Source organism: Oceanobacillus sp. M65, assembly GCF_052246275.1.
Classification (GTDB): domain Bacteria; phylum Bacillota; class Bacilli; order Bacillales; family Amphibacillaceae; genus Oceanobacillus_B; species Oceanobacillus_B jordanicus.
On the sequence record NZ_JBQQCJ010000004.1, the window covers coordinates 120532 to 142251 of the forward strand.

At 39.9% G+C, this 21720-nt stretch carries 23 protein-coding genes and 1 riboswitch; of the genes, 18 read left to right on the top strand and 5 right to left on the bottom strand.

Annotated features, from left to right (window positions below; all coding sequences use genetic code 11):
• Window position 1: 1 nt before the first annotated feature.
• The 5 genes from purM (at window position 2) to ACTWPF_RS15710 (ending at window position 5088) form a co-directional block, all read left to right on the top strand.
• A complete protein-coding gene (gene purM / locus ACTWPF_RS15690; RefSeq protein ID WP_443149728.1) occupies window positions 2–1018 on the top strand; it encodes a phosphoribosylformylglycinamidine cyclo-ligase in 1017 nt (338 codons plus the stop codon).
• Entirely contained in the window at window positions 1015–1584 is a 570-nt protein-coding gene (gene purN / locus ACTWPF_RS15695; RefSeq protein WP_443149729.1) for a phosphoribosylglycinamide formyltransferase, read from the top strand. Before purM ends, purN begins: the two co-directional genes overlap by 4 nt.
• A gap of 28 nt (window positions 1585–1612) precedes the next feature.
• A complete protein-coding gene (purH, locus tag ACTWPF_RS15700) occupies window positions 1613–3145 on the top strand; it encodes a bifunctional phosphoribosylaminoimidazolecarboxamide formyltransferase/IMP cyclohydrolase (RefSeq protein WP_443149730.1) in 1533 nt (510 codons plus the stop codon).
• A gap of 17 nt (window positions 3146–3162) precedes the next feature.
• Window positions 3163–4401 (top strand): phosphoribosylamine--glycine ligase, encoded by a 1239-nt coding sequence (purD, locus tag ACTWPF_RS15705; protein WP_443149731.1) that lies wholly within the window; start codon window positions 3163–3165, stop codon window positions 4399–4401.
• 237 nt (window positions 4402–4638) lie between these two features.
• On the top strand, window positions 4639–5088 hold the full coding sequence (locus ACTWPF_RS15710; RefSeq protein ID WP_106895829.1) for a DUF1569 domain-containing protein: 450 nt from the start codon (window positions 4639–4641) through the stop codon (window positions 5086–5088).
• Window positions 5089–5201: 113 nt separating this feature from the next.
• On the opposite strand, the gene ACTWPF_RS15715 is transcribed toward ACTWPF_RS15710, so the two are convergent.
• Together ACTWPF_RS15715 and ACTWPF_RS15720 are read right to left on the bottom strand one after the other, a co-directional pair.
• Window positions 5202–5756: a cysteine hydrolase family protein gene (locus ACTWPF_RS15715; protein ID WP_443149732.1), complete on the bottom strand. Its 555-nt coding sequence runs from the start codon at window positions 5754–5756 to the stop codon at window positions 5202–5204.
• 57 nt (window positions 5757–5813) lie between these two features.
• The gene (locus ACTWPF_RS15720; RefSeq protein ID WP_443149733.1) at window positions 5814–6224 is read right to left on the bottom strand and encodes a carboxymuconolactone decarboxylase family protein; all 411 of its coding nucleotides are present in this window, start codon (window positions 6222–6224) and stop codon (window positions 5814–5816) included.
• Between the two features lie 125 nt (window positions 6225–6349).
• On the opposite strand from ACTWPF_RS15720, the gene ACTWPF_RS15725 reads away from it, so the two are divergent.
• Window positions 6350–6787: an Lrp/AsnC family transcriptional regulator gene (locus tag ACTWPF_RS15725; RefSeq protein ID WP_443149734.1), complete on the top strand. Its 438-nt coding sequence runs from the start codon at window positions 6350–6352 to the stop codon at window positions 6785–6787.
• Window positions 6788–6836: 49 nt separating this feature from the next.
• Here the strand turns inward: ACTWPF_RS15725 and ACTWPF_RS15730 are convergent, their stop codons facing one another.
• The 3 genes from ACTWPF_RS15730 to ACTWPF_RS15740 form a co-directional block, all read right to left on the bottom strand.
• Window positions 6837–7292, bottom strand: a complete 456-nt coding sequence (locus ACTWPF_RS15730; RefSeq protein WP_443149735.1) for a DUF3888 domain-containing protein — start codon at window positions 7290–7292, stop codon at window positions 6837–6839.
• Between the two features lie 169 nt (window positions 7293–7461).
• Window positions 7462–7941, bottom strand: a complete 480-nt coding sequence (locus tag ACTWPF_RS15735; RefSeq protein WP_443149736.1) for a DUF4825 domain-containing protein — start codon at window positions 7939–7941, stop codon at window positions 7462–7464.
• A 717-nt stretch (window positions 7942–8658) separates the two neighbouring features.
• A complete protein-coding gene (locus tag ACTWPF_RS15740) occupies window positions 8659–8880 on the bottom strand; it encodes a hypothetical protein (protein ID WP_443149737.1) in 222 nt (73 codons plus the stop codon).
• A gap of 546 nt (window positions 8881–9426) precedes the next feature.
• Between ACTWPF_RS15740 and ACTWPF_RS15745 the strand changes: the two genes are divergently transcribed.
• The 12 genes from ACTWPF_RS15745 to pcrA all read left to right on the top strand — a co-directional run bounded on the left by ACTWPF_RS15745 (window position 9427) and on the right by pcrA (window position 21718).
• Window positions 9427–9888, top strand: coding sequence for a hypothetical protein (locus ACTWPF_RS15745; protein ID WP_443149738.1), 462 nt, complete (start codon window positions 9427–9429; stop codon window positions 9886–9888).
• A gap of 69 nt (window positions 9889–9957) precedes the next feature.
• On the top strand, window positions 9958–11700 hold the full coding sequence (locus tag ACTWPF_RS15750; RefSeq protein WP_443149739.1) for an adenine deaminase C-terminal domain-containing protein: 1743 nt from the start codon (window positions 9958–9960) through the stop codon (window positions 11698–11700).
• 44 nt (window positions 11701–11744) lie between these two features.
• The gene (locus tag ACTWPF_RS15755; protein WP_443149740.1) at window positions 11745–12791 is read left to right on the top strand and encodes a DUF3048 domain-containing protein; all 1047 of its coding nucleotides are present in this window, start codon (window positions 11745–11747) and stop codon (window positions 12789–12791) included.
• A gap of 18 nt (window positions 12792–12809) precedes the next feature.
• A complete protein-coding gene (locus ACTWPF_RS15760; protein WP_106895843.1) occupies window positions 12810–13109 on the top strand; it encodes a YerC/YecD family TrpR-related protein in 300 nt (99 codons plus the stop codon).
• 99 nt (window positions 13110–13208) lie between these two features.
• On the top strand, window positions 13209–14546 hold the full coding sequence (nagZ, locus tag ACTWPF_RS15765) for a beta-N-acetylhexosaminidase (RefSeq protein WP_443149741.1): 1338 nt from the start codon (window positions 13209–13211) through the stop codon (window positions 14544–14546).
• A gap of 89 nt (window positions 14547–14635) precedes the next feature.
• A riboswitch (TPP riboswitch) is annotated at window positions 14636–14745 on the top strand.
• Window positions 14746–14855: 110 nt separating this feature from the next.
• Entirely contained in the window at window positions 14856–15851 is a 996-nt protein-coding gene (locus ACTWPF_RS15770; protein ID WP_443149742.1) for an ABC transporter substrate-binding protein, read from the top strand.
• A 24-nt stretch (window positions 15852–15875) separates the two neighbouring features.
• A complete protein-coding gene (locus tag ACTWPF_RS15775) occupies window positions 15876–16166 on the top strand; it encodes a thiamine-binding protein (RefSeq protein ID WP_443149743.1) in 291 nt (96 codons plus the stop codon).
• A 44-nt stretch (window positions 16167–16210) separates the two neighbouring features.
• The gene (locus ACTWPF_RS15780; RefSeq protein WP_443149878.1) at window positions 16211–16978 is read left to right on the top strand and encodes an ABC transporter permease; all 768 of its coding nucleotides are present in this window, start codon (window positions 16211–16213) and stop codon (window positions 16976–16978) included.
• Window positions 16975–17712, top strand: a complete 738-nt coding sequence (locus ACTWPF_RS15785) for an ABC transporter ATP-binding protein (protein WP_443149744.1) — start codon at window positions 16975–16977, stop codon at window positions 17710–17712. Before ACTWPF_RS15780 ends, ACTWPF_RS15785 begins: the two co-directional genes overlap by 4 nt.
• On the top strand, window positions 17712–18491 hold the full coding sequence (locus ACTWPF_RS15790; RefSeq protein ID WP_443149745.1) for a TatD family hydrolase: 780 nt from the start codon (window positions 17712–17714) through the stop codon (window positions 18489–18491). The genes ACTWPF_RS15785 and ACTWPF_RS15790 overlap by 1 nt, the downstream gene beginning before the upstream one ends.
• Window positions 18492–18804: 313 nt before the next feature.
• Complete coding sequence (locus ACTWPF_RS15795) at window positions 18805–19482, top strand: heptaprenylglyceryl phosphate synthase (RefSeq protein WP_081779471.1); 678 nt, start codon at window positions 18805–18807, stop codon at window positions 19480–19482.
• Window positions 19483–19498: 16 nt separating this feature from the next.
• Complete coding sequence (gene pcrA, locus ACTWPF_RS15800; protein ID WP_443149746.1) at window positions 19499–21718, top strand: DNA helicase PcrA; 2220 nt, start codon at window positions 19499–19501, stop codon at window positions 21716–21718.
• The last annotated feature ends 2 nt before the right edge of the window (window positions 21719–21720 follow it).

Sequence of the window (21720 nt, forward strand, 5' to 3'; positions counted from 1 at the left end):
CATGTCAGAAGTATACAAAAATGCCGGAGTAGATGTGGAAAAGGGATATGAGGCAGTAGAAAGAATGAAAAAGCATATAGCAAAAACAACCAGACCAGAAGTACTTGGGGGAATTGGTTCATTCGCTGGTTTGTTTGAATTAACATCTTTTCAATTTAAAGAACCAGTAATGGTCTCCGGCACAGATGGTGTTGGCACGAAACTTAAGCTTGCCTTTGACCTAAACATACATGATTCTGTTGGAATAGATCTTGTTGCGATGTGCGTGAATGATATTGTCGCACAAGGTGCTCAGCCGCTTTTCTTTTTAGATTACATTGCTTGTGGCAAAAACGACCCAGAAATGATTGAGCAAATCGTCGCAGGGATCTCCCAAGGTTGTGTGGATGCAGGTGCAGCACTAATTGGTGGTGAAACTGCGGAGATGCCTGGCATGTATGATCCATCGGAATACGATCTTGCAGGGTTTGTGGTAGGGATTGCGGAAAAGGAAAAGCTGGTTACAGGTGAAGACATTGCGGAAGGGGATGTCGTTATCGGTCTCCCATCAAGCGGCATTCACTCAAATGGGTATTCGCTTGTTCGCCAAATCGTAGCTGATCTGGATTTAGAGGAAAACTACAATTTGCAGAAACCACTTGGTGAGGTGCTGTTAACACCGACAAAGATTTACGCCAAAACTGTTACAGAGGTAGTTGAAAAGTATACGGTCAAAGGAATTTCCCATATAACGGGTGGCGGTTTTTATGAAAATCTTCCACGCATGTTGCCAAACGGACTCGGCGTCCAGATTGACTCCAATAGTTGGGATGTACCTGAAATTTTCCCTTTTTTGCAAAAACATGGAAATATTGCAGAAGCGGAAATGTACGGCGTCTTTAATATGGGAATAGGAATGGCGCTTGTTGTGAATCGTGAAGATGCCCAGAGGGTTATAGCAGAACTTCTCCAAAATGGCGAAGAAGCTTCGATAATCGGAACCGTTGTGCCAAATGAAGGAGTGCACTTTAGCTCATGAAGAAAACCAAAGCCGCTGTATTTGCATCAGGAACTGGGAGCAACTTTCAGGCGATAATGGAAGCCGATGATCTGCCAATTGAAGTTGCCTTACTCGTTTGTGATAAGCCTGGTGCCACAGTAATAAAAAAGGCAATGCAATTTAATGTACCGGTCCTTGATTTTGAACCAAGCGCCTATGCGTCGAAAGCTATCTATGAGCAAAAGCTAATTGAGGAGTTAGAAAAGGCTGGTGTCGAGTGGATTTTCCTGGCAGGCTATATGCGCATTGTGGGACCAGATCTTCTTGGAGCTTTTGAAGGAAGAATAGTCAACATCCATCCGTCATTACTCCCAGCATTTCCGGGAAAAGATGCGATCGGACAGGCTTATCAGGCAGGAGTCGATACGACAGGGGTAACGGTCCATTTTATCGATGAAGGCATTGACACGGGGCCAATTATTGCCCAGGAATCCGTTGAACTTTTCCCGGAGGATACGGAAGAGATGCTAAAGAAACGTATCCAACAAGTAGAACATAATCTTTACCCTAAGGTCATCCGCCAGCTTTTAGACCAAAATACATAACATAACGAAAATGAAATGAGGGGAAAAAATGAAGAAGCAAGCTTTAATCAGTGTTTCCGATAAAACAAACATCACCACATTTTCTCAAGGGCTCGTTGACCTTGATTACGACATCCTATCAACTGGAGGAACGTTAAAAGCATTAAAAGAAGCAGGCATTCCTGCGAAAGCAGTGGACGAAGTAACTGGATTTCCAGAAATTTTGGGTGGGCGTGTGAAAACATTACATCCCTTTATTCATGGAGGACTTCTGGCAAAACGTTCTGATGCCGATCATATGAATCAGTTAGAAGAAAACAACATTGCGCCAATCGATATGGTCGTTGTAAACCTATATCCTTTCAAACAAACGTTACAAAAAGAAGGGGTATCAGGTGACGAAATTATTGAGAACATTGATATTGGTGGTCCGACAATGCTACGGGCAGCCGCTAAGAATTTTGCAGACGTTGCAGTGGTTGTAAATCCTTCTGACTATGAAACAGTAATTGCAGGATTGCGTGCAGATTCCTTTGGGAAGGCAGAACGCAAAAAACTGGCAGCTAAAGTTTTCCAGCACACAGCAAATTATGATGCTATGATCGCGCGTTATTTTTCTGAAGAAACGGAAGAAGCCTTTCCGGAAACATATACCGTTACATACGAGAAGGTACAATCCCTTCGTTATGGAGAAAACCCGCACCAGCAGGCGGCATTTTATCAAAACCCGCTTCACAAAGGGTGGAGCCTTGCTGCTGCAACACAATTACATGGCAAGGAACTTTCCTTTAACAATATTCAGGATGCCAATGCAGCACTTGAAATCCTGTCTGAATACAAAGAGCCTACTGCTGTTGCAGTAAAACATATGAATCCATGTGGAATTGGCGTTTCAGATAACCTGTCGTCTGCATTCGCAAAAGCATATGAAGCAGATCCTATTTCTATTTTTGGTGGCATTGTCGCAGTAAATAGCGAAGTGGATGCGGAGACCGCTAAACAGCTGAGTGAAATTTTCCTTGAGATTGTCATTGCACCAGGCTTTACGGATGAAGCAATGGAAATATTGACACAGAAAAAAAATATCCGCTTGCTTGATCTACCGATGCAAGATGGGGATAGCGGCTACCACAAGCTGACAACAGTAAAAGGTGGAATGCTTGTACAGGACAATGATGCTGGAGAAGTGGCAAAAGACGCATTAACATTCCCTACAAAACGTCAGCCGAGCGACAAAGAGCTTACAGATTTATTGTTTGCATGGAAAGCTGTTAAGCATGTGAAATCAAACGCGATTGTTTTAGCAAAAGATAACCAGACAGTTGGGGTTGGTGCTGGCCAGATGAATCGAATCGGTTCCGCTCAAATTGCAATCACACAAGCGGGTGAAAAGACTAACGGAGCAGTGCTCGCATCAGATGCATTTTTCCCAATGCCTGATACCGTAGAAGCAGCCGCAGTAGCAGGCGTAACGGCAATTATTCAACCAGGTGGGTCAAAGCGCGATCAAGACTCAATTGATGTATGTGATGAGCATGGTATTGCCATGGTTTATACAGGAATGCGCCATTTCAAACATTAAGGAAGGGATGCGAAGGAATGAATATTCTCGTAATCGGCCGCGGAGGACGCGAGCATAGCATTGTTATGAAACTTGCGGAAAGTGAGCGTGTCTCTACAATCTATGCTGCTCCCGGCAATGTTGGAATGCAGCAGGCGGAGTGTATCGGAATTGATGAAATGGACATCGAGGCGCTTGTTGCGTTCGCTAAAGAAGAGCAGATCGATCTAACGATAGTCGGACCGGAAAATCCACTTAATGAAGGGATTGCCGACCGTTTTATCGAGGCTGGCCTCCAGGTTTTTGCCCCACAAAAGGCTGCAGCCCTACTTGAGGGTAGTAAAAGCTTTGCCAAAGAATTTATGAAAAAATATGCTGTACCAACAGCTGCTTATGCAACGTTCACTTCAGCTGACGAGGCGAAGCAGTATATTGAAAAACAAGGCGCCCCCATCGTGATTAAAGCGGACGGATTGGCAGCTGGTAAAGGGGTTATCGTGGCCGAAACGAAAGAGCAAGCATTGGCTGCGGTTGATGAAATCCTAGTGGAGAAAGCCTTTGCGGATGCCGGAGCCAAGATCGTGGTTGAAGAGTTTTTATCCGGGAAGGAATTTTCTCTGATGGCTTTCGTTCACGAGCATAATGTTTATCCAATGGTACCGGCTCGCGATCACAAGCGTGCTTTTGATAACGATGCAGGGCCTAATACAGGCGGCATGGGTGCATTTTCCCCAGTTCCTGATGTTACCGATGATCATCTTGATTTTGCTATGAAAGAAATCCTGCAAAAAACGGCTGACGGCATGATGAAGGAAGGAAGGGCATTTACAGGCATTCTTTATGCTGGGCTGATGATGACAGAAGACGGACCCAAGGTCATTGAATTTAATACCCGATTCGGTGACCCGGAAACGCAGATTGTTTTACCACTGCTGAAAAATGACTTAGACCAAGTGATCCTTGATGTAATGGATGGCAAAGATCCTGAATTGCAGTGGGAGGACGCCGCATGTGTTGGAGTGGTTTTGGCTTCTCAAGGATACCCTGGCTCCTATGGCAAGGGAGTAGAGATTCCGGATTTAAGTGAATCGGAGACGTATACCGTACACGCCGGAACCAAGCAGGTGAACGGCAACCTTGTATCTGACGGTGGTCGTGTTCTACTAGTTGGGGCAAAGGACAATACTTTCGAGTCGGCTCGTGAGAAAGTGTATCAAGCCCTCGACCCAGTCGAAAATGGTAAGGTCTTTTTTTATAGAACGGATATAGGGAAATAGGAAAAAGCTTGAGGGCATTTATGTGTCCTCAAGCTTTTTGTATCCCAGCTTAAATTTAGCAAGGCCATATGTGAATGGAAATAGCAATATCATTACTTTATATGGACTGTAGTTTATAGAACTTAGTAAAGTATAGAAACCATAAGTAAAGAAGGAGAAAATAACGTTAACGTTGAATTATATATTAAATATCAAAAGCAATAATTGATTAAGATCAAAAACTAAAGGAGCATTCTAATGAATAATATTTTTGATATCACATATACAGATGAAATATTAGCGCGTATCGAAAACTTAAATATAAATTCAGAACCACAATGGGGAAAAATGGATGTCTCTCAAATGTTAGCTCATTGCTCTTCTTTCCAAGATATTGCAATGGGATATTCTTTACCCACACGAGGTTGGCTAGGGGTATTAGTGGGTAGATTTGCAAAACCCATTTTTTATAATGACAAACCTTTAGCCCACAATATGTCTACTATTCCATCTATACTAATTACAAGTAAAAAAGATTTTGAAATAGAAAGAGACAAACTGAAGCAAAAAATTATAACATTTCAAAAGAATGGATCTGACGCTTGTACAAGTCACCCACATCCTTTTTTCGGAAATCTGACTTCTGAACAATGGGGAAAAGGAGTCTACAAACATCTTGACCACCATTTAAAACAATTTGGTGTTTAGCGGTAGGAGTTAATTAGGCAGCACCGTCTTAAAGTACTGCTTCGTTATTGCAGTAACGTCCACAAGAAGAGCGTTAATCCATCTTCGATTAACGCCCCGTTAGCTTATTAAGCTCATTTAATAAATTTACTAATTAGTTGTTTTGTTGTAAGAATTGTAGCAAATTCATCATGCAATGTAGCTAATGAAATATCATGTATGGATTTTGCATCATAATAATTATTATTTTGATCCTGCATTCCAAAAGAGGCTGTGGCATCTGAAATTAAGTAAGTATTGAATCCTAAATTACCACTCATCCTTGTGGTTGTAGATATACAATGTGGCGTGGTCAGACCAGTTATTACAACAGTTGTAAATTTGTTTGTTTTTAAAAACATTTCTAAATTCGTACCAATAAAGCTACTATTAACTTTCTTTGTTATTATTAAGTCATTACTTTCAGGCTCAACTATTTCCTTTATAGCATATCCCTCATTGTTAGGGTGAAATACCGACGTAGGATCATCAGACATATGTTGTATGTATATAACCTTCCAATCTTTTTCTCTCCATAATTTCAATATCTTGCTAATGTTCTCTTCGGCATTTGGATTATTTCGATCTCCCCATTTTTTATCATCAAATGCTTTTTGTACATCTACTATGATTAAAGCTTTCTTTTCCATACTGTTCCCCCCGAAAATATCCTTTCACTTTAAATACTGACTTCACTTTTGTGTTGGTCATTGTGGATCTAATTTCAACATTGCTCCAAAATATTGTGAAGCAGAAGTAAAAGAAATAAATGCACAAAGCTCACTTATTTCTTCCTCAGTAAAGTCTCCATGCATGATTTCAAAAGTTGAATTTGGTATATCACCCTTTTGTTTTAAAAACACTTCTGCAAATCCAACCGCAAGTGAAATTTTTTCATCAAACTTATCAAAATTTGGTTTACCTTTCGCTTTACAATACTCACATCCATTACTTTGAGCTAATGTTCTCCTTACTTGTTCTTTTAATTCGACAGATAGAAACCCTTCTTTTTCTAATACATTTCCCAGTTGAGTCCACCCTTGCATTACTTCTATGTTATGTCCCAAAAGTCGTTGAAATGGTGTTTCTCCAAAACTTGATTCTTTGATTCTTGCCATTTAAAATCCCCCTTTGTTATATTATTAATTATAGAGGGTGTGAAGCTTAAATTACATTAAATTACTAATGTATTATTGAATAATTACTTTTAAAATTAACGTATGAGAGAGGGATTGGTTTAAAAGTGAAAACTGATGATATTGATAGGAGGATATTAGATGAACTACTTAATAATAGTCGTTTATCTATGAGTGAACTTGGAAGAAGAGTTAATTTGTCTTCCCCTTCTGTAACAGAACGGGTTAGGCAGATGGAATCATTGGGTATTATAAAAGGCTATACATTAGAAATTGACTTTGAAAAGTTAGGCCTACCTATCCAATGTATTATCGAAGCAACGATCAAAAACGGCAATTATAATTCATTCAAAAATTTAATTCAGAAACTTCCAAACGTACAGTTTTGTTATCGTATAGCCGGAAATGCGTGTTATATGCTAAAAATGCACTTTGAAGCCTTTTCAGAAGCGGAACAATTTATAGAAGAAGTAAACCCATATGCACAGACGGTAACACATTTTATCTTTTCAAAAGTTCCTACAGCTACACAAATTAATGCATAACCCTGCCCTACATAAAATATGGAGGAGGTATTTGTAGTAACGTATGGAGCTAAGGTGCTTTATTTCGTTTTACTATATCTTTCCAATGTGGAGGAAGCTCGTATGTTTCAAGGTGCCCAAATTTAATTAATTTAACATCACCAGGAGTGAGAGGGGTTATTTCAAATGTGAGCCTATCTTTTCCAACTGCTATGTGGGGGCCGATAACTGGTGAAAGCTCTAATGTTAGTAAGAAATGAAAGCTATGGAATCCCTCAACTCTTTCTACATTAACAATATCAACTTGGTAAGGATAGACCGATGGCAATTCAGTTAAATAGTTAGAGTAATAATTGTTTACTGCTTTTTCTATTTCTTCACCTAACAAAAGTATTAAAATATCTTGGATCTTTAGCTCCTTTGAATCTTTTGGAGGATCCAAATGCATTAGCTGGGCAGAAACAGGTGCGTTCCAAGAAAAGACAACTGTAAAAACAATAAGTAAAGGAATTATATATTTCATCATTATTTCCCCTCCACAATTAAGGTTATTGCATAGTTTTCTCTTGTGGAGGTTTATAATAAGAAGCAAATTATGACATCTTTATTTAACTACCCTGCAGATTCTACCATAATATTAGATATAAGCATTTCCTAATGGGCTCATTGTTTAAATGAACTTCTACTATATAATTTTATTTTAATAACTGCTTAACTTTATTTTCGTCTTCCGAAAATTCTAGTATTATTTCTCTTAGTTCATCTTCGTTTTGGGCATAACTAAATTCTTTGCCATACCACTCTTGTAGATTATCTTTCGTGATAGTAGATTCACTTATAACTGAATTAAAGGTTATCCACTCAACGTTTTGTACTAATGTAAATAAAAATGTAGCATTGTATATTACTGTTTCTCTGTACTCTTGCTTAGAGCCTATCCAATCGTAGTTGAGGATAATTCCATACGGTTCTTCATTTGTTTTAAGTTCAAAACCGTTTAAATGCTCAGAACCTGGTAATTGATTGGCAATGTTTCCTACTGCGCTATTATCACCAACAAATGAATCTTTAAATTCAAGAATATTTTCATTTGCGTTTGCATCATTTGAATTACAACCACTCAATAAAAACACTACTGATAGGGATATGTACAAAAACGCAATTACTTTTCTCATTTATTTACCTCCCTTCTTGAACCAAGCGGTATATTGCTTTTTCCCGGTCCAAAATACTATAGGAATAAATCCCGCCAGCTAACAAATTCACAAGGAATCCAAACTTTTTTCAAGCTTAAGGATGATCTGTTGCCCTTTTAGTTACAAGTTGTATATATACGAGCCATTTTAGGTTCGTTTAAAGACTTACCTCTGTGGAACTCTTAATCAGTTGGTGAAAGAAAAATCATTTTAGTGCCAATTAGTATTCAATAATTTAATTTTAGCTTAGTTACTGCATAAGGAGAGCGAAAAATAACATATTCACTATCAATCCATTTAGCATTATCCACTCCTACTACTTCTAAATTGTCGGCTTGAGTCCTATTGGTTATAATCTGTAATTGTTCACTATTTAATTGCTTCATTAATCCAAGAAAATTAGTTTTAATATAAAAATTATAAAAGTGGTGTGTGTCCCCGAGGGTTGCGTCTCTATGCTCTATAATTACGATGTTTTCGCCTCTGGGTGACTCTACAGTTTCATAAGAATTACTCAAATCCACTATCAAATATATGAAAGTAAATGGAACTAAAAGAAGTAATACTAAAACTGCGATAATAGGTCCCCAGAACTTTACTAGTTTTAACCCTTTTAACAAAACAAAAATAGCAATTAATGCAAGGAATGTTGGGAAAATAAAGCTTGTTGGCTTAAGAAAAATAAAATAATAATTTTTAATTTTGATTGGATAATAAAATAACTAGTAAATCAACTAATGCTATTGTAACGATAAATATCTTTTGTGGGAGACTTAGCAATTTAAGTCTTCTGAAAATGTTATAATCCCTTTTTCCTTTTTTATTTGTTTTCTTTTCTTCACCATGCTTTCTATTAACAAACCTGAAAATAATTGCTACCAACCAAAGTATGATTAGGATAACAATAAAAGTATTCATTTATAACATCTCCTAGGTTAGACTAGATTGCTTCGTTTGTCTTCATTGTAGGTGCATTCCTTCAAGGAGATTCATTTTCCTAATTTATTAACCTCTTTAAAAATCAGAGATACAAACCAACAAATATAAACTAACCGACATATTGGAGGATTAACTGATAAATTGCTATGCAAAATCCTAAAATACTTGCTTTCAATTTTGAAGGGTGGTTTCTTTTGTTAAGAAACAAGTATAGGATAACGGCTATAAAACCCAAGGGGAACCATAATTCAAATATACCCTCCTCAGTACTTTGGGAATAAATTGGAGTAATGTAAGTGCTAATTAGAAAGTAAAAAAACACTCTAGAACGTTTGGATTCTAATTGTTTACCCCACCTTACTAATAAGAAAATGACGATGATAGCAATAACCGTAATGTGGAAAGGAGGTAAAACAATAGCAGAATTTCCAAAATCAAATACCATTTTGAATAGCCACCTTAAGTTTCTAAGCACATACCCATTAATCAAATTACTAAGTTGTTAGATGAAGAGCATATTATTAGATGTTTTTAACTATATTTTACCATATTGTATTACCACTTTTAGATTTTTCTCAATATAATTATAAGATTACGACGATGGCATGGATCCATTTAAATAGTGCTAGTGAAACCACAACACCCAAAAGTGAAACCACAGCACCCAAAAGTGAAACCACAGCACCCAAAAGTGAAACCACAGCACCCAAAAGTGAAACCACAGCACCCAAAAGTGAATCCATAACACCACAAAGTGAAACCAAAACACCGCAAAGTGAAACCACAGCACCGCAAAGTGAAACCACAGCACCCAAAAGTGAAACCAAAACACCGCAAAGTGAAACCAAAACACCGCAAAGTGAAACCACAGCACCCAAAGTGAAACCACAGCACCCAAAAGTGAAACTACAGCACCACAAAGTGAAACCACAGCCCCAACCGACGCACCACACCAAATCCATTCACAAAATGGACATACCAATTTAATGGTAACTTTACAGTGTTAAAGTGTTATGTATGGTAAAATAAAGAAAAAGAAGTATTGGAGCGTTGTCTATGTTAGAGAATGGTTATTACTGGAGAAACCGTGAACTGAGAAAGCATGTCAGCGTGATTGATGGATTGGATAAGCCTGACCTGCTTTTAACGAATGCTGTTTATTTAAATGCGTATACGAAAGAGTGGATATCGGCAAACATTTGGATTGTTGATGATCGCATTGTCTATGTAGGGGAAAAGCTTCCTGCTAATACTGAGGAAGTAGAAACAATGGATTGTGCAGGGAAGTATCTTGTTCCAGGGTATATCGAGCCACATGCCCACCCGTTCCAATTATATAATCCTGAACAGCTCGCGAATCATGTAGCACAAACAGGAACTACAACACTAGTAAATGATAACATTTTATGGTTATTGTTATTAAAGAAAAAGAAAGCGTTTTCTTTAATAAATGAACTACAAAAGCATCCTGTCTCCATGTATTGGTGGGCGCGCTTTGATGCGCAAACGGAATTGAAGGATGACACACAACTTTTTAATACGCAGGAGATCCTTTCATGGATAAAGCACCCAGCTGTCGTTCAGGGGGGAGAGCTGACTTCATGGCCTGATTTGCTAGCAGGAGATGATCGGCTTCTGCATTGGATACAGGAGACAAAACGTCAAGGCAAGCCGATAGAAGGCCATTTGCCTGGAGCTTCTGAAAAAACATTAACAAAGATGAAGCTATTGGGTGTAAATGCAGATCATGAATCCATGACGGGCGAGGATGTTATTCGTAGGTTGCGTCTTGGTTATCAGGTAGGGCTTCGCTATTCTTCTATTCGACCAGATTTGCCGCAGCTGCTTGAGGAACTGTTGGCTATGAATCTAAAAAGCTATGATAATCTTACAATGACCACGGATGGAGCTACTCCAGGATTCTATGAAGATGGCTTGATGAACGTTTGTATTGAGATTGCGATAGAAAAAGGCGTACCAATTGAAGAAGCCTATATGATGGCAAGCTATAATGCAGCAAAACACCTTAGCTTGGAGGAGCAACTTGGAAGCATCGCACCAGGTCGAATTGCCAATATCAATATTCTTTCAAATAAGGATAATCCGCACCCTGAAAGTGTTTTGGCCAAAGGACAGTGGATTGTAAAAGATCATAGCCCACAAGAGATTTCCAATGTAGTGAATTGGGATGAATATGGGATAGGAAAACTAACCTATGATTGGGAACTTACAGAAAATGAATTGCAGTTTTCTGTGCCTATCGGACTTGATATGGTGAATGATGTCATTATAAAACCGTATGCGATTGATACAGACATTGCAACAGAACGGTTACCAGAAACGAAGAAGGATGCTTTCCTTCTCCTACTAGATCGAAAAGGGAAGTGGCGTGTGAATACGACCATACGTGGTTTCACAGATCGTCTTGGCGGTATGGCAAGTTCTTATTCTACGACAGGTGACTTCATCTTTATTGGAAAAAATAAAGCCGATATTATCTTAGCAGGCAATCGATTAAAGGAATTAGGCGGAGGAATTGTGATCGTCCATGAAGGAGAAATTTTACTGGAGATCCCACTCACACTCTCGGGCACCATGTATGATGGAAACATGCGGGACTTAATTGAGAAGGAAAAGCAGCTTAAAACGATATTAAAAGAATATGGTTATCCTTTTTCAGACCCGGTTTACTCGATATTTTTCTTATCTTCAACACACCTCCCTCACATTCGGATAACACAGCAGGGGATTGTGGACGTGAAGAAAAAAGCAGTACTATTCCCAGCGACCATGTGTTAGCGTATAATGGAGTAAAATCTATGTTAACAAGGGTGTTGTAGAAAATGAAGAAAATCGTATGGGTGCTAGTACTAGCATTCATCTTACTTGTAGGTTGCTCCGATAAAGAGAAACAGGAAGCGGACAACAATGAAACGAAGGATAACGATGTGCAAGAGAAAACAAGTCAACCTGAAGTTGCCAATGAAATTGTAGCTCCTTTGACAGGAGTGGCAATAGACGAACCCACTAATAACCGCATTGTCGGTGTGATGGTGAATAATCATTCCAAAGCAAGGCCGCAAACCGGGTTGTCTAGAGCAGATCTTGTGTTTGAAATATTAGCTGAAGGGAAAATCACTCGTTTTCTTGCTATGTTTCAAAGTGAAATGCCGGATGTTGTTGGCCCTGTAAGAAGTGCACGGGAATTTTATTTCAATTTGGCCAATGATTATAACGCACTTTATGTTTATCACGGGGCAGCAAATTTTGTTAATGATATGATTATGAACAGAGGAATTGAACATTTAAATGGATCCCTATATGATAATGATGGAAACTTGTTCAAGCGAGAATCATTCCGTAAGGCGCCACATAATTCCTATTTGCAGCTTGGGGCTGTATATGACGTTGCCAAAAGTAAAGGCTATGAGACAACTGCTGATATTGAGCCGCTTACTTTTGTGAAAAGCGATAAGGAGATTTCTGGTGATCCAGCTCAGCATGCAGAAATTGTTTATTCCGATCAACCAATGGAAATTGTCGAATATGACTATAGTGCAAGCGATGAAGTGTACACGCGCTATAATGACCGTGAACAAACAGTAGAACTGAACACAGAAGAGCCTATACAGGTAGCAAATGTATTTATAGTGGAAACCCCACATGAAGTGATTGATGATGCTGGACGGAGGGCCGTCGACATGGAATCGGGCGGAAATGCATACCTTTTGCAAAAAGGGAAAGTACAACAATTGCAATGGGAGAATAGAGAAGGAAGAATTGTTCCTGTAAAGGATGGAGAAATAGTGGGCTTTGTCCCAGGGAAAACTTGGATCAATGTTATTCCTACCAGTCCTGGATTAACCGAGTCCGTCAACATAACTAATTAGAAGCAGGAGGGCTTGTTTGTGCAAATAGATAAACTACGAGGAGAACAGCTCGATCAATTGTTCGATGCAATTCTTACACTAAAGGACCGGGAAGAATGCTACCGCTTTTTTGATGATATTGCGACAATGTCAGAGATCCATGCCATCTCCCAACGGCTACAAGTGGCAAAAATGCTAAGTGAAGGCCGTACCTACACGGTGATTGAACAGGAAACCAATGCTTCAACTGCAACCATATCGCGTGTGCGTAGATGTATTAATTATGGTAGCGAAGGATACAAGATGGTCTTAGGCCGACTTACAGATGAAGAGAAGTAGTAAACAAAGAGATGCTGGGTCATAGCCCGGCATCTCTTTGCTTATACTAAAGAATATAAAAACAAGAAGGCAACATATCGCTATACATGGGAGGACATCATGGGAATAAAAAATATTAAATGGAAAGCGATAGGAGTTTGTTTAGCTCTGATTTTCTTCACCGCGTTGGTGGGGTGTTCCCAGAATACAGACAACAGCGTGGAGCAAGAAATACAACAAAGGCAAGACAATAAAGGTGATGGGAATGAAGACGAAGGCAAAAGCAGTGCCCAAGATAATCCTACAGAAGAAGACGAAAAGGACTCCGAAGAATCCTCTGTAGATATGAAAGAAGCAGTTCAAGAAAAGATTTCTTCTATGACAATTAAAGAAAAAGTTGGCCAGATGCTTATGATTGGGTTTGAAGGTACCCAAGTGAATGATCAAACGAGGAATTTCATACAAGAAAATCATATCGGTGGAGTCATTTTGTTTGAAAGGAATATAACCGACTCAAAACAATTATTAAATTTGAACAGGGAACTAAAGGAATTGAACGCCGATTCTCAGGATATCCCTCTTTTTATTTCTGTAGATGAAGAAGGTGGGGTCGTATCAAGAATGCCTCCCAAAATAGTAAATTTACCAGACAGTAAGAAGATTGGTGATCTTAATAATACAGAGCTTGCATACCAAGTTGGGGAAGCGATTGGAGAAAGGGTAAACGCATTCGGGTTTAATGTAACAATGGCCCCTGTAATGGATGTTAATAGTAACCCAGATAACCCTATTATCGGAAAGAGAGCATTTGGTGATAACAAGGAGATTGTTTCGAAGATGGGCGTTGAAGAGATGAAAGGTATCCAATCAAAAGGCATCATTCCTGTCATCAAACATTTTCCAGGCCACGGGGATACAGATGTGGATTCCCACTTGGGCTTACCTGTAGTGCATAATAGTTTGGAAAGCATCCGAGAAATGGAATTGGTGCCATTCCAAAAAGCTATTGATCACCAAGCTGATATGACGATGGTTGCACATATACTGTTACCCGAGATAGATAATGAAGATCCCGCTTCTTTATCTAAAAATGTGGTCACCACTATGTTAAGAGAAGAATTGGGATTTGACGGAGTAACCATAACCGATGATTTGACAATGGGGGCCATTTTAGAAAACTATGATATAGGTGATGCTACCGTAAAAGCGGTTCAAGCGGGAAATGATATTGTTTTAGTATGCCATGGTGATGAAAATAAATTGAAAGCTGTTCATAGCTTAACCAAGGCTGTGGAAAGTGGAGCTATTAAGGAAGAAAGAATCGATGAGAGTGTGAAGAGAATTTTACACCTAAAAGAAAAATACAACCTTTCCAGTACTTCTCCAAGCAATATAGAGCTGGATAAAATCAATCAGTCATCAGAAAAAATAATTCGTAAGCTTGAAGAAAATGAATAGTATTTTAAGGTAAAACCATCTAGACTTAACTTGTATTTTGTGGCAATCTATGGCAGAGTAAGAATGTAATGTTGTTAATTGAATAGTACGTTTCGATGTAGGGGGACCAGTGTTGCTGGTTGAGATCATATCCGTAAGATATAGACCCTTGGAACCTGATCTGGCTTAAACCAGCGTAGGGAACATATAGAAGTGAATGTGACGATATATGCGCCTGGGTGAGCCCTGAGCGCATTTTTTGTGCATGAAAACAATATGTTCCTCCAAACAACAGCATTATGTGTCATAACAAAAAAGGAGGAAAGAAGAATGAAAAAGCTTTTACTTAGTATGGTTGTTTTGTTCAACTTGATCATTGCAGGTTGTAATCAAGAGGCAACAGGTAATGATCAAGAGGACAGCAGTTTAAAGAAAGTGACAATGGTGCTCGATTGGACACCGAATACGAACCACACAGGATTATATGTTGCCCAAGCAGAAGGGTATTTTGAAGAAGAAGGGTTGGATGTAGAGATCACCTTGCCAGGTGAATCAGGGGCAGACCAGGTGGTGGCATCCGGAAAGGCTGAATTTGGGATAGGAGCACAAGAAGCTGTGACCGAAGCGCGTATCCAGGACATCCCAATTGTTTCACTTGCTGCAATTATTCAGCATAATACATCGGGTTTTGCTTCCCCTGCGGATAAAGAAATTACGTCGCCTGCTGATTACGCCGGAAAAACATATGGTGGCTGGGGTGCACCTGTAGAGAAGGCAGTAATTGATTCATTAATGAAGCAGGAAGATGCCAGCGTAGAGGATGTCAATATTATAAACATGGGAAATACCGACTTTTTCACGGCTGTCGAAAGAGATGTTGATTTTGCCTGGATCTATTATGGATGGACTGGAGTGGAAGCAGAGTTACGCGATGTTGATTTGAATATGCAATATTTAACCGATTATAGTGACAAGCTAGATTACTATACTCCTGTTATCACCACGAATGAAAGTCTGATAGAATCCGATCCAGAAACAATCCAAGCATTTATGAAAGCAGTGACGAAGGGGTATGAGTATGCAATCGACAACCCTGATAAAGCAGCTGATATTTTAATAGAGGCAGTGCCTGACTTAGACCCAGAATTGGTAAAAGCAAGTCAGGAATGGATCTCCCCGAAATATCAAGATGATGCTAACCAGTGGGGAGAGCAGGACGAGAAGGTTTGGCAGAATTACGGAGATTGGATGTATGAGAATGGACTATTGGAAAAAGAACTAGATGCCAGCAGTGCATATACAAATGAATTTTTACCAGAAAAATAGAATTGAATTGGAGTGTGAGGAATAATGGCAAATGCGTTAGTAAGTATACAAATTGTCCCAAAAACTAAAAACGGTGAAGATAGTATTCCATATGTTGATGCGGCTATTGATGTAATTGAACAGTCAGGAGTTAAGTATCAGGTGAATCCGCTAGAGACCACAATGGAAGGGGAACTGACAGCGTTATTTTCCATCATCGAAAAAATGAATGAAAAAATGGCCAGCCTTGGATGTCCGAGCATAATTTCTCAAGTGAAGGTTTATTACAAGCCGGATGGAGCATCAATGGACGTGTTAACGGAAAAATACCGTTAAGAATGGAGGTGGAGGGTACTGCTTCTGGCAGTACCCTGATGATTATGAAAAAAATTGTGGAACAAGGATGGCGTCCTGTGTTGGTCGTTATCCTTTTACTTATTTTGTGGGAAGCTAGCAGTCGTTTGTTTGCTATTCCTGCTTGGTTACTGCCATCACCATTGACCATTATGGAAGAAGGGTTAAGCAGCTGGTCTAATTATGCACATCATCTTGTCTCAACCACAAAGCTATCAATAGTAGGATTTGTAATTGGTACAAGTATAGGATTGCTTATTGCTGTCTTATTACATTTGATGCCTCGTGTACGGCAGGCGTTTTATCCATTGCTTATCCTATCCCAGAATATCCCGATCATTGTGCTAGCGCCATTGTTAATTATATGGTTTGGGTTTGGCGTCCTACCAAAATTATTTATCATTACCCTTGTTTGTTTCTTCCCGGTTGCGGTAGCGGCCTTGGATGGATTCCGCCAAACGAATGCTGAGATGAAGCATTATATGTACATGGCAGGCGCATCAAAACGGCAGGTTTTTTCGAAGCTAGAATTGCCACATGCGTTGCCAACTGTATTTTCTGGTTTAAAAATATCTGCTACATACAGTGTGATGGGAGCGGTCATTTCCGAATGGTTAGGTGCCAACCAGGGCATCGGAGTATATATGACATTGGCACAGGCCTCTTTTAGAACAGACCGGGTATTTGTAGCGATATTTTTCATCATGTTGTTATGTTTGCTATTTTTTAGTTTCATTATTGCATTGGAAAGGTTTTGCATTAAAGGACGAGCCGGACAGGAGGCGAAATCATGAGTGAACTTAAGGTAAGCGAGGTATCCAAGTCATTTGGGGAGAAAAAAGTTCTTCAGTCTGTTTCCTTTTCTGTAAAAGAAGGTGAATTTGTTTCCTTGCTCGGGCCTTCTGGTAGTGGGAAAAGTACGCTGTTTCATTTAATTGGCGGCTTATATACACCAGATGAAGGCGACTTTTATTTAGGTGGAGAAAAAATTAACGGAAAGCGTGGGAAAATCAGTTATACACCACAAAGCTCTTCTTTGTTTCCATGGCGTACAGTGCTCGATAATGTCGTTCTCGGTGAAGAGTTACATGCAAAGCCTAATAAAGAAAGAGCAAGCGCCATGCTGGAGAGGGCAGGTCTTGCAGATTATGTGAATGCCTACCCCCATCAGTTGTCAGGTGGGATGCGACAGCGCGCTGCTTTTGTAAGATCCTTGCTCAGTCCGCAGCCTTTCATTTGTCTGGACGAACCATTTTCTGCCTTAGATGAATTTACAAGACTCGACATGCAAAAATGGCTGCTGTCCATTTGGGAAGAAAACCGTAAATCTGTTTTATTTGTTACACACAATATAGAGGAAGCCATTTACTTATCTGATCGAGTATTAGTGTTATCCAGCAATCCCGCCACAGTGAAGCGGGAGTTTACAATTCCTTTCGAGCGCCCCCGTCGAGAAGAGCTCGTTCTGACGGAAGAATTTTTGAATTGGAAAAAACAAATTTACCATGAGTTGCGGAGTGAAGCATAATGCGAGCTGTTATCGATGCTCATATTCATTTGGACATGTATACCAAACAAGAGCAGCAAAGGATATTGCAAGATTTAGATGATGCGAATGTGGAGGCGCTGATTTGTGTGTCGAACCACTTGCAGTCTGCTCAAAGGCTATTAGAGATAGGGAAAGAGGACGTGCGGGTAAAGCCGGCCATAGGTTACCATCCCGAGCAAGAACTGCCAACGGAGGAAGAACAGGCCGCACTATGGGAATTAATCGATCAAGAACAACATAGATTCATGGCAATCGGCGAGGTTGGCTTACCGTATTATATGCGAAAAGAGAATCCTGCATTAGACCTGAGCGCGTACGTTGATCTTTTGGAGCGGTTTATCAGAAAAGCCGCCCAACTTAATAAGCCTATTGTGCTGCACGCTGTGTATGAGGATGCACCTGTTGTTTGTGATCTACTAGAAAAATATCAGGTGAAAAAGGCGAACTTTCACTGGTTTAAAGGAGATAAGCAGACAGTAGAGCGAATGATTAAAAATGGCTATTATATTTCCATAACGCCTGATTGCATGTATGAATCGGAAATCCAGCAATTGATTTCTGCTTATCCATTAGAGCAAATAATGGTGGAGACGGACGGGCCATGGCCGTTTGAAGGAGAATTTCAAGGCAGGCCTACACATCCTCACATGCTGCATCGCATCGTTGAAAAAATAGCCTATTTAAAAAAGATCGATGAAGGGCAAGTTTATAGCCAGTTATATAGGAATACAAAAGAATTTTATAACCTCATAGATTAGAGTGAAGTGTGAGGGCCACGCGTGGCGTTTTCATAAAGTCGCGTGTCGCTCTCGCAAAGTCGCGTTCTGCTCTTGTGAAGTCGCGTGTCGCCTTCGTAAAGAGGCGCAGCTCCCATCAAAACAGACGCACCAATCCAGCAAAGAGACGCAGCTCCCACCAAAACAGACGCAACACCCATCCAAAACCCAGCTCCATCGCCACCCACGACACCTTCTAAAAAATTTCACCCTTATCCCTAAATTCCGCTAGGTTTTTTTGGTATAATAAAGTAATGGATTAAGTTAATGGAGGATTAACAATTTGTATACTACAATGAACGAATGGAAACATATATTTAAACTCGACCCTGCCAAGGAAATCTCGGATGAACATTTAGAAATGATTTGTGAATCAGGAACGGACGCTGTGATTGTTGGTGGAACAGATGACATCACATTGGACGGGGTACTTGATTTGCTTGCCCGTGTCCGCAGATATACTGTCCCATGTATTTTAGAAATATCCTCAATGGACGCGATCACCCCAGGATTTGATTATTACTATATCCCTATGGTTCTGAATTCAAAAGAGAAGAAGTGGATGATGGATATCCAGCATCAGGCGATTAAAGAGTTTGTCGACATGATGGAATATAGTGAGATTTTGTTTGAAGGATATTGCATTTTGAATGAGGAAGCCAAGGCTTTCACCCATACAAACAGTTACTTGCCGGATGAAGAAGATGTCATTGCATATGCATATATGGCGGAAAAAGTCTTCCACTTACCGGTTTTTTATATGGAGTACAGCGGCAAATATGGTGACCCCGAGCTTGTGAAAAAAGTGAAGCAACAGCTTGATGAAACAAAGCTTTTTTACGGTGGAGGAATTGAGACGGTGCAACAGGCACGAGATATGAAAGAGAATGCTGATGTGATTATTGTCGGCAATATTATATATACAGACATTAAAAAAGCAATAAAAACAGTAAAAGCGATAAAAGATAATTGAGTTAGGCGGTGGAAGTATGAGTCAGACGATGGATGACTTATTAAAAGGATTAAATAAAGAACAGCAAGAGGCAGTGAAACATACAGAAGGTCCCTTGCTAATCATGGCAGGTGCGGGGAGTGGTAAAACCCGCGTGCTTACACATCGAATTGCTTACCTACTTGGTGAGAAAGAAGTAGCAGCTCGCAATGTGCTTGCGATTACCTTTACGAACAAAGCTTCAAGAGAGATGAAGGATCGTGTCCGCAAACTAGTTGGCCCGGAAAGTGAGTATATGTGGGTATCCACATTCCACTCTATGTGTGTACGTATTCTTCGCAGAGACATCGATCGGATCGGCTATAACCGTAATTTTAGTATTTTGGACAGTGGGGACCAGCTATCTGTAATCAAACAGATTCTAAAAAACCTGAACATTGATCCAAAGAAATTTGACCCTCGCGCGATGCTGGGACAAATTAGTGCAGCTAAGAACGAACTAATAACTGCAGCTGAATACAATAAGAATGTCGGTAATTTCTTTGATCGACAAGTCGGACAAATTTATGAATCATATGAAAAAATATTGAAAAAGAATCAATCTCTAGATTTTGATGACTTGATCATGCAGACGATTCATTTATTCAAACGTGTGCCTGAAGTCTTGGAATATTATCAACGCAGATTTCAATACATTCATGTCGATGAGTACCAGGATACAAACCATGCCCAATATTTTCTTGTTAAACAACTTGCGAGTCGTTTCCAAAACCTGTGTGTAGTGGGGGATTCCGATCAGTCAATTTATCGCTGGCGTGGTGCAGATATTTCGAACATTTTATCCTTTGAAAAAGACTATCCAACATCACGGACCATTTTCTTAGAGCAAAATTACCGTTCGACTAAATCAATTTTATCTGCTGCTAATAAAGTGATTGAAAACAACTCTGGCCGAAAACCAAAGAATCTTTGGACGGAAAATCCAGACGGGAAAAACATACACTACTTCCAAGGGGCAACAGAGCAGGAAGAAGCACTATTTATTACTGATAAAATTCAAGAGCTGACCCGCCGTGAAGGTTTCTCTCCGGGAGATGTGGCAATTTTATATCGTACTAATGCACAGTCTCGTGCGGTCGAGGATACGTTAATGAAATCCAATATTTCCTATCAAATGGTCGGGGGAACAAAGTTCTACGAGCGAAAAGAAATTAAAGATATGGTCGCCTATTTGCGCCTTATTACAAATCCTGATGATGATTTGAGCTTTGAGCGGGTAGTAAATGTACCGAAGCGGGGTATTGGAAAAACATCTATCGACCGTTTGCGTGAGCACGCTGCTACGCATGATATCTCCTTTAACGAAGCGGTAAAAGAGGTAGATTTCACCGGTGTTTCAAAGAAGGCAGCCAATGCTTTAGCGCAGTTTGGCCAGCTCATCCAATCGCTTTCCCAACAACAGGAGTTTCTAACGGCTACAGATATGGTTGAAGCAGTCCTCGAACGGACAGGCTATGAAGAAATGCTGAAAAACGAGCGTACCATCGAGTCACAAAGCCGTCTGGAAAACTTAGAAGAATTTATGACAGTAACAAAAGATTTTGAAGCAACCGCAGAAGATAAAACATTGGTCGCGTTTCTTACAGATCTTGCTCTAATTGCAGATATTGATCGTGTTGATGAGGAAGATCCGGATAATGAGGAAAAGATAACCTTAATGACCTTGCATGCGGCCAAAGGATTAGAATTCCCTGTCGTCTTCTTGATAGGGATGGAGGAAAATGTCTTCCCACATAGTCGTTCCATGTTTGATAACGATGAGATGGAAGAAGAGCGCAGACTCGCCTATGTAGGGATTACGAGAGCTGAACAGCAGCTTTATCTGACACATGCAAAAATGCGTACCTTATATGGTCGTACGAACATGAACCCGATTAGCCGTTTCATTGGTGAAATACCGGAAGAATTAATTGAAGGCATTGAACAAGCGAAGTCGTCTATGTTTGGTAGCCCTCTCGGCCAACCAAAAGATAAACCTGCACCATTAAAACGGAAAGCAGAGCGCATGCAGAAAACAACGGGTGCAGAAAGCGAAACATGGGGACCAGGAGACAAAGCAAATCACAAAAAATGGGGGACTGGGACTGTCGTTAAAGTTCAAGGTGAAGGAGAAGCAATGGAACTGGATATTGCTTTTCCTGCACCAACTGGAATTAAGCGAGTTCTAGCTAAATTTGCCCCAATCACGAAACAATAGGA

Bases quoted from the DNA above. Each gene is read 5' to 3' on its own strand.
- purH (WP_443149730.1), top strand. From the start codon at position 1,613: ATGAAGAAGCAAGCTTTAATCAGTGTTTCCGATAAAACAAACATCACC.
- ACTWPF_RS15755 (WP_443149740.1), top strand. From the start codon at position 11,745: ATGAAGAAAATCGTATGGGTGCTAGTACTAGCATTCATCTTACTTGTA.
- ACTWPF_RS15715 (WP_443149732.1), bottom strand. From the start codon at position 5,756: ATGGAAAAGAAAGCTTTAATCATAGTAGATGTACAAAAAGCATTTGAT.
- ACTWPF_RS15710 (WP_106895829.1), top strand. From the start codon at position 4,639: ATGAATAATATTTTTGATATCACATATACAGATGAAATATTAGCGCGT.
- ACTWPF_RS15745 (WP_443149738.1), top strand. From the start codon at position 9,427: ATGTTTTTAACTATATTTTACCATATTGTATTACCACTTTTAGATTTT.
- ACTWPF_RS15795 (WP_081779471.1), top strand. From the start codon at position 18,805: ATGAACGAATGGAAACATATATTTAAACTCGACCCTGCCAAGGAAATC.
- ACTWPF_RS15740 (WP_443149737.1), bottom strand. From the start codon at position 8,880: ATGAATACTTTTATTGTTATCCTAATCATACTTTGGTTGGTAGCAATT.
- purM (WP_443149728.1), top strand. From the start codon at position 2: ATGTCAGAAGTATACAAAAATGCCGGAGTAGATGTGGAAAAGGGATAT.
- purD (WP_443149731.1), top strand. From the start codon at position 3,163: ATGAATATTCTCGTAATCGGCCGCGGAGGACGCGAGCATAGCATTGTT.
- purN (WP_443149729.1), top strand. From the start codon at position 1,015: ATGAAGAAAACCAAAGCCGCTGTATTTGCATCAGGAACTGGGAGCAAC.
- nagZ (WP_443149741.1), top strand. From the start codon at position 13,209: ATGGGAATAAAAAATATTAAATGGAAAGCGATAGGAGTTTGTTTAGCT.
- pcrA (WP_443149746.1), top strand. From the start codon at position 19,499: ATGAGTCAGACGATGGATGACTTATTAAAAGGATTAAATAAAGAACAG.
- ACTWPF_RS15720 (WP_443149733.1), bottom strand. From the start codon at position 6,224: ATGGCAAGAATCAAAGAATCAAGTTTTGGAGAAACACCATTTCAACGA.
- ACTWPF_RS15780 (WP_443149878.1), top strand. From the start codon at position 16,211: ATGAAAAAAATTGTGGAACAAGGATGGCGTCCTGTGTTGGTCGTTATC.
- ACTWPF_RS15775 (WP_443149743.1), top strand. From the start codon at position 15,876: ATGGCAAATGCGTTAGTAAGTATACAAATTGTCCCAAAAACTAAAAAC.
- ACTWPF_RS15770 (WP_443149742.1), top strand. From the start codon at position 14,856: ATGAAAAAGCTTTTACTTAGTATGGTTGTTTTGTTCAACTTGATCATT.
- ACTWPF_RS15750 (WP_443149739.1), top strand. From the start codon at position 9,958: ATGTTAGAGAATGGTTATTACTGGAGAAACCGTGAACTGAGAAAGCAT.
- ACTWPF_RS15735 (WP_443149736.1), bottom strand. From the start codon at position 7,941: ATGAGAAAAGTAATTGCGTTTTTGTACATATCCCTATCAGTAGTGTTT.
- ACTWPF_RS15730 (WP_443149735.1), bottom strand. From the start codon at position 7,292: ATGATGAAATATATAATTCCTTTACTTATTGTTTTTACAGTTGTCTTT.
- ACTWPF_RS15790 (WP_443149745.1), top strand. From the start codon at position 17,712: ATGCGAGCTGTTATCGATGCTCATATTCATTTGGACATGTATACCAAA.
- ACTWPF_RS15785 (WP_443149744.1), top strand. From the start codon at position 16,975: ATGAGTGAACTTAAGGTAAGCGAGGTATCCAAGTCATTTGGGGAGAAA.